The following is a 14,897-nucleotide window of genomic DNA, read 5'->3' on the forward strand; positions in this document are numbered from 1 at the left end:
AGTACACTTCTAAGGACTGCACTCCTAATGACTGGGGAAGGTTGACGAAGCCGGACTACCTGTTCGACCGCGACACCGAGTGGAACGCCCTGGTCACCTTCGCGTCGCGGACGGCGCCGACGGCAATGCTCGGCATCGTCAGTGGTCGGCGGTGGATGGGCAAGACGTATCTCCTTCGGGCGCTGGCTGAACAGCGGGGCGGGTTCTACTTCGGTGCGACCACCGCGACCGGCGCCGAATCGCTGCGGCAGTTCGGGGCAGCGTTGGGTGAGTTCGCCGGCGCGGGCGCGCCTATCGCCTTCGACAACTGGGATCATGCGATCAGCTACCTGTTCGCGCTCGGCGCACGAGATCGGACAGCCGACCCGCTGGTGGTCGTTCTCGACGAGTTCCCCTATCTGGTCAAGGCAGTGCCGGAACTGCCGTCGCTGGTGCAGCGGGAGATCGACCGGTACCAGGTCGAGGCGAACGGTGTCCGGCTGTTGCTGTGCGGGTCCGCGATGTCGGTGATGGGTGGGCTCCTGTCGGCCAACGCGCCACTGCGCGGCCGAGCACAGCTCGAACTTCTGGTGCGGCCCTTCGGATATCGTGCCGCGGCCGAATTCTGGGATACCGCCCACGATCCGGCACTGGCAGTGCGGCTGCACGCCGTCGTCGGCGGAACTCCCGCCTATCGCAGACAGTTCCTCGCCGACGACGTGCCCACCTCCGCCGCCGACCTCGACGACTGGCTGTGCCGAACAGTGTTGTCGCCGTTGAGTCCACTGTTCCGGGAGGCCAGGTACCTCCTTGCCGAGGAAGCCGAGATCCGCGACACCGCGCTCTACCACTCGGTGCTTGCCGCCGTCGCTCAGGGACACAACACCCGCGGCGGCATCGCCGGGTATATCGGACGTAAATCGGTCGATATCTCCCACCCGCTCACGGTGCTGGAAGACTGCCACCTCGTCAGCCGCGAACAGGATGTATTCCGGTCCGGCAAGTCGATCTACCGCATCACCGAGCCGCTGATCTCCTTCTACGAAGCCGTCATGCGCCCGGCTTGGGCCCGCTTGGAAACCGGCCAGGCACAACAGGTGTGGCGCAGATCGACCGAGCGGTTCAACGCCCAGGTAGCCGGACCACACTTCGAGCAGATGTGCCGGACATTCCTGCTGACCGGCGGAGTCGACCAGCTCGAGTTGGACACCGAATTCGGTGCGGTCGGCTGCGGCGTGGTGACCGATTCGCACCGGCGGACCCAGATCCAGATCGACGCGGCAGTCACCGAACCCGGCGACGGGGGACGCGCACCCGCGATTTCCCTACTGGGCGAGGCGAAGTGGGGAACCACCGTCGGCATGAACCACCTCGAACGACTCGCTCGGGCCCGCACCTTGCTGACCGAACGCGGATGGAATACCGCAGCCTGCCGGCTGGCGCTGTTCAGCGGTGCGGGATTCAGTGATGCGCTCCGGCAGGAAGCCGACCGCAATCCCGAGGTCGCGCTGATCGGCGTCGACGACCTCTTCGTCTGCCCGGACTGACCGGTCACACGCTGAGCGTGGCGGCCGATACGCCATAGCCAAGGCTGGTGAGGACTTCGCCGTTGCCCGCCGAATCCTCAGGTGCCGTTCATCACCGCCAGCACGTCAGGGGCCGCGAAGAAGCGCGTGCGGCCGCGGGTGACTTCGACGAGAATGCCTGCCTCCACAAGCTTTTCCACATTCAGCGTGGCGGCACGGTGGGTGACGTCGAGCGCGTTCATCGCGATCGCGATGCTGATGATCGGCGAGCGGAACAGCTCGTCGACCAGAATCGGGAGCAAGCCGGATGATCTGGCTCGGGCGACCCGCAGCCGGAGTTCGGTACGCAACGCGTCCAGGCGCACCGCACGGGCGAGACTGTCGCGGGCTTGCTCCTCGATGACCTCGAGAAAGAACTCGAACCAGCCCAGCCAGTCGCCGTCGGTCGAAACACAGAGCAGGCCTTCGTAATACCGTTCCCGCCGTGGCTCGATATAGGACGAGAGATCGAGCAGCGGGCCGGGCAGCAGTCCCCATTCGACGAGCAGCATCACAGCGAGCAACCGGCCGATGCGACCGTTGCCGTCGATAAAGGGATGGATAGCCTCGAATTGATAGTGCGCAGCGGCGATCGCCAGGAGCGGCGGCAATTCGCCATCCGAATGCAGGAACTTCTCGAAGGAATCGAGACTCTGCCACAGAGATTCCGGTGGTGGCGGAACAAACTTCGCCGTCTCGATAGTGGACCCCGGCGGACCGATCCAGTTCTGGCTGCGGCGAAATTCACCCGGGGTGGCATAGTCGCCCCGAACGCCCGCCATCAGAATCTGATGCGCCTCACGCAGCAGCGACAGGCTCAGCGGCAGGCGCCTGCCCGGATCGAGGACATGATCCATGGCGCTCATGTAGTTGAACACTTCCTGAACGTCGCCCTGCGGCCGGGCCGGGCGCTCGGCCTCGTACATCGCCACGTCCGACAGCGACGCGACGGTCCCCTCGATCCGGCTCGACAGCACAGCCTCCCGCCGCACCAGCGCCCTGCAGAAGAGGTCAGGATTCGGCAACCCCCGCCCGAGACCGGCCAGCTCGCCGACTGCCCTGTCCGCACTGGACAGCCTCCGGACGAGCTTCGGCGACATCAGAACGGCCGGCGGCAGCGGGGGCGGTGAGAACGCGCGGTAACCGTTCTCCGCGCGCACTAGATTTACCCGCTGTTCGATGGAGAAGTCCTCCAGAAGCATCAGCCCAACCCCTCACCCTGGCTTCAGTGATACTTTTCGGATGAAAAGTATCACTAGGGCAGTGTAGTGATACTTAGGTTGCACCACCAGTGCTTTGTGATACTTTTGCGGCGAAAAGTAGCACAAGCATCCAGGTTGGCCCGGGGTCGGGCAGGGCCCTACGCGCTGAGCGGGGCGGCTGTGACGCCGTAGCCGAGGTTGGTGAGGACCTCGCTGGTGGCCTTGGCGAAGTTGAGGGTGATGAAGTGCAGGCAGGGGGCGCCTTCGTCGATGAGGCGCTGGGCCATTTCGGTGGCGATCTGGATGCCTTCGGCGCGGACGGCAGCCTTGTCCTCTTCGGGGCCGGTGCCCGCGGCGCGGGTCAGGCGTTCCATCACCGCGGGAGCGAGGGGGCGGCCGCAGAGTTCCTCGGCGCGCTGGACCGTGCGCAGCGAGGTGATGGGCATCAGCTCGGGGATGATCGGCTTGGCGCCCTCGATCGGGTCGGCGGCCAGTACCCGGTCGCGCAGGCGCAGGTAGTGCTCGACGTCGAAGAACATCTGGGTGATCGAATACTCCGCGCCCGCACGCAGTTTCGCGGCGAGGTGGCGGGTGTCGTGGTCGAGGTCGGGCGAGCGATGGTGGCCCTGCGGGAACGAGGCGACACCGACGTGGAAGTCGCCGAGGTCGCGCACGATGCGCACCAACTCCTCGGCGTACTCGACGCCGTCGGGGTGCTTGCGCCACTCACCGAGCGGATCGCCCGGCGGGTCGCCGCGCAGCACGAGCAGGTTGCGGATGCCCGAGTCGGCGTAGGAGCCGACCAGCGCGCGCAGTTCGCCCATGCTGTGGCCGACGGCGGTGAGGTGGGCGACCGGCAGCAGCGTGGTCTCGGTGGCGAGCTCACCGGTGATGCGCACGGTGCGGTCCTTCGTGGAGCCGCCGGCGCCGTAGGTCATCGACACGAAGGCGGGGTGCATCCGCTCGAACTCGCGGACCGCACGCCACAGCCTCGCCTCGCCCGTCGCGTCACGTGGCGGGTTGAACTCCACCGAGAACGGCACGCCGCTGCCCGAATGCGTGCGCAGGCTCTGCACCACCGAGGGGGTGTTCGAGACGATCGGCTGCTTCTGGGCGGGTCGATCTGGGGTCGAACGTCCCCGTCCATTGTCGAAAGTCACTGGTCCAGTGTAGTGGGACGGCGCTGCGGCGCCGCGGCGACCAGGAACGGGCGGCCCGGCGGCCAGGAATCGGGTGCGGACCAGCCGCTCGACCGTCAAGTCCGGTGGACGCATGCCGATCGCAAGCCCGGACACCGCCGAATCGCCAGGTGTGGGGTCGGTCGCAGCGGCCATGTGCGGCGACGACGCCCCCGCGTCACCCGCGTATTCTGCGACCAGACGCCGGTGATCGCACCGCCGCGTGTGACCCCGGTCCATCCGCTCGCCCACTTCCGCACCTGGAGGCCACCCTGTCCGCCGGAATCGGTACCCCGCTTTCCCGGTCCGTCGCCGACACGGCGGCCTCGGTCGACTTCGTCACGCTCACGCCGGGCACGCCCGCCTTCGTCACCGCGGTCGAGCAGGTGCTTGCCGGTTTCTTCGCCGGCAGGCGCGAGATCGTCGACCCGCTCGGGCCGGTGTTCGCCGACGCCGCCGAGGCGCTGGAACAGTTCGTCATCCGTGGCGGTAAGCGGACAAGGCCGGGCTTCGCCTGGACCGGCTGGCTCGGCGCCGGTGGCGACCCGGCCGGGTCCGACGCCGCCGCGGTGCTGACCGCCTGCTCGGCGCTGGAACTGGTGCAGGCGTGCGCGCTGGTGCACGACGACATCATCGACTCCTCGCAGACCCGCCGCGGTTTCCCGACCGTGCACATCGATTTCGAGGACCGGCATCGCGCGGCGGGCTGGCCCGGTGACGGCGCCGAGTACGGCAGGGCCGTTGCCATCCTGATCGGCGACCTTGCCCTGGCCTGGGCCGATGACCTGGTGCACGAGGCCGGGCTGACCCCGGCCGCGCTGGCCAGGTTCGCGCCGGTGTGGGCGCGGATGCGGACCGAGGTGCTGGGCGGGCAGCTGCTCGACATCAACGGCGAGGCCGGTGGCGACGAATCGGTCGAGGCCGCGCTGCGGATCAACCGGTACAAGACCGCCGCGTACACGATCGAACGGCCGCTGCACCTCGGCGCCGCGCTGGCCGGTGCCAACGACGATCTGGTGGCGGCGCTGCGGATCTACGGCACCGACGTCGGCATCGCCTTCCAGCTGCGCGACGACCTGCTCGGCGTGTTCGGCGACCCCGCCGTCACCGGCAAGCCGTCCGGCGACGACCTGCGTGAGGGCAAGCGCACGGTGCTGATCGCGGAGGCGCTGCGCCGGGCCGATCCGGAGTCGGCGGCACTGATCCGCACCGGACTCGGCACCGACCTCGACGACGCGGCCGTTGACCGGCTGCGCGCGCTGCTCACCGAGCTCGGCGCGGTCGACGATGTGGAACGCCGCATCACCGAGCTGACCGACACCGGCCTGCGCGCCGTGGCGGCCAGCGGCGCGACCACGCAGGCCAAGCAGCTGCTCCACGACATGGCGCTGGCCGCCACCCGCCGCGCCGCCTGAGGCTGATATGAAAAACGTTGTGGGACAAGCGAATCATGTCGTCGTGGTCGGCGCGGGACTGGCCGGGCTCGCCGCCGCGCTGCACCTGCGCGGCGCGGGCCTCGAGGTCACGGTGCTCGAACGGGCCGACCATCCCGGCGGCCGGGTCGGGCGCTACCGGTTCGACGACTACGAGATCGACAGCGGCGCGACCGTGCTCACCCTGCCCGAGCTGATCGATGACGCGCTGGCCGCGGTCGGGCAGACCCGCGAGAGCGTCTCCCCGCCGCTGCGCATCCATCGCCTCGCCCCCGCCTATCACGCACGCTTCGCCGACGGCACCGACATCCGGGTCTTCGACGACCCGGAGGAGATGGCCGCCGAGGTCGCCCGCACCTGCGGACCGGACGACGCGCGCGGCTACCGGCGGCTGCGGGACTGGCTCGGCCGGATCTACGAGGCCGAATTCGACGAGTTCATGGACGCCGACTTCGACTCACCGCTGGACCTGGTGCGCAGCCGCAGTGCCCGCGCCGCGCTCACGACCCTGGCCCGGCTCGGTGGATTCGGCAAGCTCGGGCCGCGCGTGCGGTCCTTTCTGCGTGACGAACGGCTGACCAGGCTGTTCACCTTCCAGGCGCTGTACGCGGGCACCGTGCCGGACAAGGCGCTGGCGCTCTACGGAGCGATCCCGAACATGGACACCTGCCTCGGCGTCTATTTCCCGGAAGGCGGGATGCGCGCGATCACGGTCGCGCTGGCGGATGCCTTCACGGCGGCGGGCGGGAGGCTCGTGCTCGACGCGGAGGTCGTCGGCATCGACTACACGACCGGAACCCGCCGCGCCGAGGCGGTCCGGATCGCCGATGGCCGCAGTTTCGCGTGCGACGCCGTCGTCCTCACCGCGGATCTCGGTTCGCTCCCCCGATTCGGTCTGCGTTATCGGCGTGGTCTGCGTGCCTCGCCGTCCGCGGTGGTCGCGCACGGCACCGTGCCGGCCGAGGTCGCCGCGCAGTGGCCGGTGCAGGCGCATCACACGATCGATTTCGGCGCCGCCTGGGCGACGACGTTCACCGAGATCTCCGCGCGCCGCGGGCATGGGAAGCTGATGAGCGATCCGTCGCTGCTGCTGACCAGGCCCGCGCTCACCGATCCCGGCCAGTTCGTCGACCGCGCCGACGGCCGCCACGAACCGCTGTCGGTCCTCGCGCCGTGCCCGAACCTGGACGCCGCGCCGCTGGACTGGGATCGTCTCGGCCCCGCCTATCTCGGCGAGCTGCTCGCGGAGCTGGAACGGCGCGGCTACACCGGCATCACCGAGCATTTCCGGGTCGACCACGTCGACACACCGGCGACGTGGGCCGCCCAGGGCATGATCGCGGGCACACCGTTCTCGATCGCGCACCTGTTCCGGCAGACCGGCCCATTCCGGCCACGCAATCTGCCAAGGGGCGTGGACAACGTCGTTCTCGCAGGTTGCGGCACCACTCCGGGGGTGGGTGTGCCCACCACGCTGCTGTCGGGCAAGCTGGCCGCGGCACGAATCACCGGCAGCCGGGCGCGCAACGCGACCGACCACCGGGTTAGTGTTCCAAGTTGAAGCCGTAAACTGACGGCCGAATTATCAGCTCGCGGTTGCGACCGCCGACCATCCGGGGGGACCGACCGCATATGCCGCCTCCCGAGACGACCGTAGGCACCATGGACAACACGCGCACTCTCGAGCGCCAGCGTCACCTACCCGCCGGGACCGATCCCGGCGTCCGGACCCGGCTGCGCACCGCAGGCGACTTCCTCCGCAGTCCCGAAGGCCACGCGGCCCTCCTCGGCTTCTTCGGCGCCACGATGATCACCTTCGGCGGCTTCGGTGCGGGCGCTGTCCGCAAACACGATCCGCTGCTCGAGGCGCTGCACCTGTCCTGGCTGCGATTCGGCCACGGATACGGGCTGTCGATGATCGCCGTCTGGGTCGGCGTGCTGATGATGATCACCGCGTGGGTTCGGCTCGGCCGCACCACGATCGGTAAGGGCGAGTCGACGGTCACCCTCAACGAGTTGCGGGCGATCGTCGGAATCTGGGTCACGCCACTGCTGTTCGCGGCACCGATGTTCAGTCGCGACGTCTACTCCTACCTCGCCCAAGGCGCGCTGCTCCGCGACGGTTTCGACCCCTATCAGGTGGGGCCGGTCGCCAATCCCGGTGTGCTGCTGGACAACGTGAGCGCGGTCTGGACCACCACCACCGCACCCTACGGGCCGGTGTTCTTGCTGATGGGCCGCGCGATCACCTCGCTCACCGGCGACAATGTGATCGCGGGGACCATCGCCTTGCGCATCGTCATGCTGCCCGGACTGGCGCTGATGATGTGGGCCGTGCCGTACCTGACCAAGCATCTCGGCGGGAAGCCGACGGTGGCGCTATGGTTGGCCGTCCTCAACCCGCTGGTCCTGGTGCACCTGATCGGTGGTGTGCACAACGAGATGCTGATGGTCGGGCTGATGTGCGCCGGCATCGCGCTGGTGCTCGAACGCCATCATGTGGCGGGCATCGTCGTCATCGCCATCGGTGTCGCGATCAAGGCGACCGCGGGGGTCGCGCTGCCGTTCCTGGTGTGGATCTGGATTCTGCACGAGAAGGAACGCCGGGCCGCCGAGCGCCGGGCCGCCGCCGACTCCGACCTGGGACCCGCCGAGGACCAGAATCACCCGGACGCGGCGCGACCGTCCGCCGATATGCCGCATCCGCTGCTTGTCTTCACCAAGATCGCCGGCATCGGCGTCGGTGTGTTCGCGCTGGTGTTCGGCGCCGCCTCGATGATCGCCGGTGTCGGCTTCGGCTGGGTCACCGCGCTGCAGGGCTCGAACAGGATCATCAACTGGCTGTCGCTGCCGACGATCCTCGCGTACATGGTCACCTGGGTGACGCCGCTGGATTTCGACCCGGTGCTGTGGGCTACCCGCAAACTGTGCCAGGTCGCCCTGGTGGTGTTGCTGGTCGCGACCTGGTGGCGGTTCCGGCACAGCGAGCGTGAGGCCGTGCTGGGCATCATCATCGCGTTCGTCGCGATCGTGCTGCTCTCGCCCGCCGCGCTGCCCTGGTATTACTCGTGGCCGCTGGCGCTGGCCGCCGGGTTCGCGCTCTCGACGCTGAGCTTGCAGTGGCTGGTCGGCATCTGCACCTGGTTGATGCTGGTGTTCCAGCCCGACGGGTCGCTCGGGCTGTACAACTTCTGGCACGTCGCGCTCGCGATCTTCGCCGCCGTCGTCGCCGCGCTGTCGCTGCGCATCGTCGACCCGCTCCACCTGCGTTCGGCCAGTTCCCGCCCCGCCGCCAGGGAACCGGCGCCGACCGTCCAGGCATGAGACGTCCGGGTGCGGTCGCGCCTGCTGACCTCGCGGGGCGTTCTGCCATGCCGAACAGCGAGAACGCGCCGGCCACCGGACACGGCACGGTGACTCCGCTCGATGCGGCGTATGCGAGCTGTCGGCGGATCGCCGCCGAACACGGGCGCACGTACTACCTGGCGACCACCTTGCTCACACCACCGCGGCGCCGGGCGGTGCACGCGCTGTACGCCTTCGCGCGGATGGTCGACGACATCGTCGACCACGCCGACAACCCGGCCCGCGTGCTCGACCCGCGCGACGGCACGCACGCGGCGGTCCCGGACGGCCCCGCCGAGATCAGCCCGGCCCAGCACATCGATCTGGTGGAGAAGCAGCTCCGGCTCGCGCTCGAACACGGCGACATCGGCACCGCAGACCCGCGCCGCCACCAGATCCTCACCGCGGCCGCCGACACGATCCGCCGCTACGACATCGCCCACACCCACTTCTGGACGTTCCTCGACGCCATGCGCATGGACGTCCCCGGCACCGCCACCCACCGCACCCGCTACGCGACGATGACCGAGCTCCGCGAGTACATGCGAGGTTCCGCGGCCGCCATCGGCCTGCAGCTGCTGCCGGTGCTCGGCACGGTCGTGCCCGTCGCCGAGGCCGAGCCCGCCGCGGCGGCGCTGGGCGAGGCGTTCCAGCTCACGAACTTCCTGCGCGATGTCGCCGAGGATCTCGACCGCGACCGGATCTATCTGCCTGCCGACGAGCTCGCCGTCTTCGGTGTCGACGAAGCCCACCTGCGCGCGTGCCGGGCCACCGGCCGCACCGACCAGCCACTGCGCCGGGCGCTGGCCCATCTGATCGCCGTCAATCGCGATATCTACCGCCGCGCCGAACCCGGTATCGACTTGCTAGAGCCACGGGTACGTCCGGCGATCCGCACCGCGGCCGTGCTCTACGCCGAGATCCTCGACCGCATCGAGGCGGCGGATTTCCAGGTGTTCGAACGCCGGGCGACCGTGCCGAACCATCGCCGGATCCTGGTCGCCGCCACAGGGTTCGCTACCTCGCTCCGCTGACGCGGCTCCGGTCAGCCCGCGATCTCCGGGCGCTCGGCGAGACCGAGGCGCAGGTGCTCGCTGTGGTAGATGGCCTCGTCGAGCAGTTGGGCGACGTGCTGGTCGTAGAGGCTGTAGACGATGCTGCGTCCGGCGCGGGTGCCGGTGACCAGGCCCAGATTGCGGAGCAGGCGCAGCTGATGTGAGACGGCGGACTGTTCCATCCCGATCGCCTCGGCGAGTTCGGTGACCGGGCGCGGGCCCTGGCGGAGTTCGGAGAGGATCAGCAGCCTGCTCGGGGTCGCCAAAGCCTGCAGGGTGGTCGCCACGTGCGCGGCGGCGGCGGCGTCCAGCCGTGTCGCCGGGCGGTCACCTTCCACACCGTGTCCCATGGCGTGGAGCTTAGCGGACAGTAACACATGAAAACCTCTTCATATGATCTGTTATTCTCAGGTCCCCGTTCCCACCTCGGAGGTGCCCTGTGGTCCCGTCCACCGCCACGCCCACCCGCCCGGCCGTCACCGCCTCGCGCGGTCCGACCACGCGGACCCGGCTGTTCGCGATCCCCGAGACGCGCTGGGCCGCCGCGGCGACCGCGTTGTTCGCGCTCGGGCTGGCGGCGAAGCTGACCGGTGGGCCGTCGTTGGTGTGGTGGTCGCTACTGCTGGCCTGCTACCTCACCGGTGGCTGGGAGCCGGGGCTCGACGGTCTGAAAGCCTTGCGGGACAAGACACTCGACGTCGACCTGCTGATGGTGGTGGCCGCGATCGGGGCCGCGGCGATCGGTCAGGTCGTCGACGGCGCGCTGCTCATCGTCATCTTCGCCACCTCGGGTGCGCTCGAAGCGCTGGCCACCGCCCGCACCGAGGATTCGGTGCGCGGGCTGCTCACGCTGGCTCCCGACACGGCGACCCGGCTCACCGGCGACGGTGAACAGACCGTCGCCGCGGCCGATCTCGCCGTCGGTGATGTCATCCTGGTCCGGCCCGGCGACCGGATCGCCGCCGACGGACGCGTCGTCGACGGGGCGAGCGAGGTCGATCAGGCCACCATCACCGGCGAACCGCTGCCGGTGGACAAGACGCCCGGCGACGACGTGTTCGCCGGGACACTCAACGGCACGGGCGCACTGCGGGTCCGCGTCGAGCGCAAAGCCGAGGACTCCGTCGTGGCGCGGATCGCGGCGCTGGTCGAGGAGGCGGCCCGCACCAAGGCCCGGACCCAGCTGTTCATCGAGAAGATCGAGCAGCGCTATTCGATCGCCATGGTCGTCGCCACGCTCGCGGTATTCGTGATTCCGCTGATTCTCGGTGCGGCGCTGCGGGATTCGCTGCTGCGCGCGATGACGTTCATGATCGTGGCCTCACCATGCGCGGTGGTGCTGGCCACCATGCCGCCGCTGCTGGCCGCCATCGCCAACGCCGGGCGCCACGGCGTGCTGGTGAAGTCGGCCGTGGTGATGGAACAGCTGGGCGCGACCACGCGTGTCGCGTTCGACAAGACGGGCACGCTGACCCGGGGCACGCCGGAACTCGCGGAGATCCATCCGCTCAACGACAGCACCGAGGACCAGGTCCTGTGCCTGGCCGCCGCGGTCGAGCACCCCAGCGAGCATCCCCTCGCGGCCGCCACCGTCCGTGCCGCCCGTCGGCGTTGTCTCGCGATCCCCGCCGCCGCCGACTTCGCCGCCCAGCCGGGACGGGGCGTGTCCGGCCGGGTCGACGGCAGCTTCGTGCGCGTTGGCTCGCCGGTTGTCCTCGTGAGCGGCGGAACCGGCAAGGCAGCACCCGGCGCCGCCACACCGGCGGCCCGCCCGAGCGGCGAACACGGCGACCGGACAGCGCCCGCCGACCGCTCGCCACAGCCCTCCTCAGCCAGGGATCTCGTATCGGTCGTGCAGTCGCGCGGCCGTACCGCGGTGGTCGTCCTCCGTGACAACGAGCCGATCGCGGTGCTGGGCTTCACCGATCAGATCCGGCCCGAGGCCGCGGGCGCCGTCGCCGCCCTCACCGAATCCACCGGCAGCGCACCGGTTCTGCTGACCGGCGACAACCACGCGACCGCCGCGCGGCTCGCGCGGCAGGTCGGCATCACCGAGGTACGCGCCGGATTGCTCCCGCACGACAAGGTCGCCGCCGTGCGCGCACTCGAGCGCGACGGCGCACGGGTGACCATGGTCGGCGACGGCATCAACGACGCGCCCGCACTGGCCGCCGCGCACGTCGGGATCGCGATGGGTGGCGCCGGCTCGGATCTCACGTTGCAGACCGCGGACGCCATCGTCGTCCGGGACGACCTGACCACGATCCCCGCTGTGATCGCGCTGTCCCGCCGTGCACGCCGGGTGGTACTGGCCAACCTCGCCATCGCGGCCGGCTTCATCGGGGTCTTGGTCGTGTGGGACCTGGTCGGCCATCTCCCACTGCCCCTCGGCGTTCTCGGGCACGAGGGCTCCACCGTCATCGTCGGCCTCAACGGCCTGCGACTGCTGCGCTCGTCCGCCTGGCGCCGTGCGGTGGGACAGGCTCAGGCCGGCGGCCGGTCGAACGCTCAGATCGACCGATCGGCGCGATAGTGAATGTTCAGCGCGGTGATCGAGGCCGGTAACGCCGGGGTCAGAAGGGTTCGGCGGCGGCGCGGCGGACGACTTCGCGGGCCAGGGGGCCGTGCAGGGCGTCGACGGGGCGGCCGGGGAGGGAGTCGTCCTCGGTGTAGATCCAGCGCAGGATGTCCTCGTCGCTGTACTTGCCGTCGCGCATCACCGTGATCAGGCCGGGGAGCATCCGGACGATCTCGTCGTTGTCGTCGAAGAACCGGGACGGAATGCCTGCGACACCGTTGCGGCGGATCGCGAGAATCTGGTGGTCACGCAGCAGCTGGTGCACCGCGGTGACCGGGATACCGAGTATGTCGGCGGCCTCGGGGAGCGAGACGACGGTTTCGGTGTCGGGCAGCACATCGTCGCTGCAGGGGAAGGCACTCACCCCGACAACCGTAGTACGTGTGGACTGGCCCGCATCGGCTGGCATGCCATCGTCACCCGGTTACGATCGTGGAGGCCGCACACGGTGGCCGTTCGCTTGTCGCAGTGTCGCGAGGGGTGAGAAGTTTGTGAAAGCCGGAGGACATCACTTGATCGGCCAGATGCTGGAAGGGCGCTATCGCATCGATGCGCCGATCGCCCGCGGCGGAATGTCGATGGTTTTCCGGGGAACCGATACCCGGCTGGATCGCCCGGTGGCGATCAAGGTGATGGATCCGAAGTTCGCCGGGGATCCGCAGTTCCTGACCCGCTTCGAGTTCGAAGCGCGCGCGGTCGCGAAACTGAAGCATCCGTCGCTGGTCGCCGTGTACGACCAGGGCGTCGACGGCGAGTACCCGTTCCTGATCATGGAATTGGTCGAGGGCGGCACGCTGCGCGAACTGCTGCGCGAACGCGGCCCGATGCCGCCGCACGCCGTGCGCGCCGTCGCCGAGCCGGTGCTGCGCGCGATCGGCACCGCACACGACGCGGGTCTGGTGCATCGCGACGTCAAACCGGAGAACGTGCTGATCTCCGACGCGGGCGAGGTGAAGATCGCCGACTTCGGCCTGGTCAGGGCGGTCGCCGCCGCCAACACCACCTCCGCCAGCGTCATCCTCGGCACCGCCGCCTACCTGGCCCCCGAACAGGTGACCACCGGCACCGCCGACGCCCGCTCCGACGTGTACGCCTTCGGCATCCTGGTCTTCGAACTGCTCACCGGCCGGGTGCCCTTCACCGGCGACAACTCGCTGTCGGTGGCGTATCAGCGCGTCGAGAACGACGTGCCGCCGCCGAGCCAGTTCATCGGTGGCGTGCCGCCGGAGTTCGACGCGCTGGTGGCCAGGGCCACCTCCCGTGACCCCCAGCAGCGGTATGCCGACGCCAACGAGATGGCCGCGCACCTGCAGACGATCGCGATGGAACTCAACCTGCCGCCCTACCGGGTTCCCGCGCCGCGGGATTCGGCCGAGCACCTCAGCGAGAGCTACCGCACCGGCGACGCGCACCATCCCGGCGACCGGCCACTGACCCCGAATCCGGTTGCCGCACATCCTGTTCCGGCGCCCGACCAGCGGCCCCAGCACACCAGGGTGGTGACCGCCCCCCGGCCACGACCCGACGAGTACCAGCACGCGCACTCCCCCGCCGCGGCGCACAACCCGTTCGCGGCGAACGAGGGCACGTCCCGCCGCACCGGCGTCGTGTGGGCGGCGATCGTCACCGCGCTGACCCTGCTGGTCGGGATCGGCGGCTGGTGGCTCGGCGTCGGCCGCTACACCGCGGTGCCGCCGATCGCCGGGATGGACTCCGAGCGCGCCGTCGCGGTGCTGCAGGAGGCCGGCTTCGAGACCGTGCTGCGCAACAAGGCGTCGGACACCATTCCGGTGGGCGGCGTGGTCGGCACCGATCCGTCGGCGGGCTCGCGGGTCACCAAGAGCTCCACGATCGCGGTGCTGATCTCCAACGGCAAGCCCCGGGTGCCCGATATCAAGCCGGGCGACCAGATCAGCGCGACCAACCAGGCGATCCGCGACGCGGGCCTGCAGCCGATCGACAGCGGCGAGGCGGCCAGTACCGCGCCGAAGGGCTCGCTGGCCAAGGTGGAGCCTGCGCCGGGCACGATCCTGCCGATGGGCGCGCAGGTGAAGGTCTACCGCAGCAAGGGGTCGCAGCCGGTCAATGTGCCCGATGTGCGTGGCAAGACCGCCGAGGAGGCCGCCCGCGCCCTGACCAGCGCCGGGCTGACCGTGCGCGAGACCCGCGTGCAGTACGACAAGAGCGTCGAGGGCGACAAGGCGATCGGTACCGACCCCGCCGTCGGCACCACCCTGCAGTCCGGCGACAGCGTGACGCTGATCGTGTCGAGCGCGGTGAAGGTGCCCAATGTGATGGGTCAGAGCGTCGGCAGCGCCCGCTCCAAGCTGCAGCAGCTGGGTCTCCAGGTGGAGGTCAAGTCCCTCACCGATTCCGACAGCTCCCTGGTGATCGGCCAGGTCCCTGGCTTCAACTCGAATGTGGAGGCGGGCAGCGTCGTGACGCTCACCGCCTTGCCTTGAAGAGATCAGGCCCCGGACAAGGACGACAAAGACAAGGAAAAGCCCGGGCGCGGTCACCGCTGACCGCCCCGGGCCTTTCCCGAACTCCCGGCCACGCACA

11 protein-coding genes are annotated in these 14,897 nt (G+C 69.5%); 7 read left to right on the top strand and 4 right to left on the bottom strand.

The annotated features are described in order from the left end of the window. Positions 1-41 precede the first annotated feature (41 nt). Positions 42-1,526: an AAA family ATPase gene (locus tag ACWF82_RS26240; protein ID WP_452505307.1), complete on the top strand. Its 1,485-nt coding sequence runs from the start codon at positions 42-44 to the stop codon at positions 1,524-1,526. Between the two features lie 77 nt (positions 1,527-1,603). Here ACWF82_RS26240 and ACWF82_RS26245 read toward each other — a convergent pair whose 3' ends face one another. Together ACWF82_RS26245 and ACWF82_RS26250 are read right to left on the bottom strand one after the other, a co-directional pair. Further along, positions 1,604-2,746 carry a Fic family protein gene (locus tag ACWF82_RS26245; RefSeq protein WP_452505309.1) on the bottom strand — a complete coding sequence of 381 codons (1,143 nt, stop codon included), beginning with the start codon at positions 2,744-2,746 and terminating at the stop codon, positions 1,604-1,606. A 158-nt stretch (positions 2,747-2,904) separates the two neighbouring features. Then, a complete protein-coding gene (locus ACWF82_RS26250; RefSeq protein ID WP_452505311.1) occupies positions 2,905-3,906 on the bottom strand; it encodes a methylenetetrahydrofolate reductase in 1,002 nt (333 codons plus the stop codon). Positions 3,907-4,184: 278 nt separating this feature from the next. Here ACWF82_RS26250 and ACWF82_RS26255 point away from each other — a divergent pair, with 278 nt between their 5' ends. From ACWF82_RS26255 to ACWF82_RS26270, 4 genes are all read left to right on the top strand, one after another. Beyond that, positions 4,185-5,339, top strand: a complete 1,155-nt coding sequence (locus ACWF82_RS26255; RefSeq protein WP_452505392.1) for a polyprenyl synthetase family protein — start codon at positions 4,185-4,187, stop codon at positions 5,337-5,339. Between the two features lie 7 nt (positions 5,340-5,346). Next, the gene (gene crtI, locus ACWF82_RS26260) at positions 5,347-6,918 is read left to right on the top strand and encodes a phytoene desaturase family protein (RefSeq protein WP_452505313.1); all 1,572 of its coding nucleotides are present in this window, start codon (positions 5,347-5,349) and stop codon (positions 6,916-6,918) included. A 101-nt stretch (positions 6,919-7,019) separates the two neighbouring features. Beyond that, positions 7,020-8,681, top strand: a complete 1,662-nt coding sequence (locus ACWF82_RS26265) for an alpha-(1->6)-mannopyranosyltransferase A (RefSeq protein WP_452505315.1) — start codon at positions 7,020-7,022, stop codon at positions 8,679-8,681. Positions 8,682-8,728: 47 nt separating this feature from the next. Continuing rightward, entirely contained in the window at positions 8,729-9,736 is a 1,008-nt protein-coding gene (locus ACWF82_RS26270; protein WP_452505394.1) for a phytoene/squalene synthase family protein, read from the top strand. 11 nt (positions 9,737-9,747) lie between these two features. Here the strand turns inward: ACWF82_RS26270 and ACWF82_RS26275 are convergent, their stop codons facing one another. Then, a complete protein-coding gene (locus ACWF82_RS26275; RefSeq protein WP_452505317.1) occupies positions 9,748-10,107 on the bottom strand; it encodes an ArsR/SmtB family transcription factor in 360 nt (119 codons plus the stop codon). An 89-nt stretch (positions 10,108-10,196) separates the two neighbouring features. Here ACWF82_RS26275 and ACWF82_RS26280 point away from each other — a divergent pair, with 89 nt between their 5' ends. Next, the gene (locus ACWF82_RS26280) at positions 10,197-12,290 is read left to right on the top strand and encodes a heavy metal translocating P-type ATPase (protein ID WP_452505319.1); all 2,094 of its coding nucleotides are present in this window, start codon (positions 10,197-10,199) and stop codon (positions 12,288-12,290) included. A 40-nt stretch (positions 12,291-12,330) separates the two neighbouring features. Here the strand turns inward: ACWF82_RS26280 and ACWF82_RS26285 are convergent, their stop codons facing one another. Further along, the gene (locus ACWF82_RS26285; protein ID WP_379309518.1) at positions 12,331-12,699 is read right to left on the bottom strand and encodes an Rv2175c family DNA-binding protein; all 369 of its coding nucleotides are present in this window, start codon (positions 12,697-12,699) and stop codon (positions 12,331-12,333) included. 160 nt (positions 12,700-12,859) lie between these two features. Here ACWF82_RS26285 and pknB point away from each other — a divergent pair, with 160 nt between their 5' ends. After that, positions 12,860-14,797, top strand: coding sequence for a Stk1 family PASTA domain-containing Ser/Thr kinase (gene pknB / locus ACWF82_RS26290; RefSeq protein WP_452505396.1), 1,938 nt, complete (start codon positions 12,860-12,862; stop codon positions 14,795-14,797). Positions 14,798-14,897 lie beyond the last annotated feature (100 nt).

The organism is Nocardia sp. NPDC055053 (genome assembly GCF_053608285.1).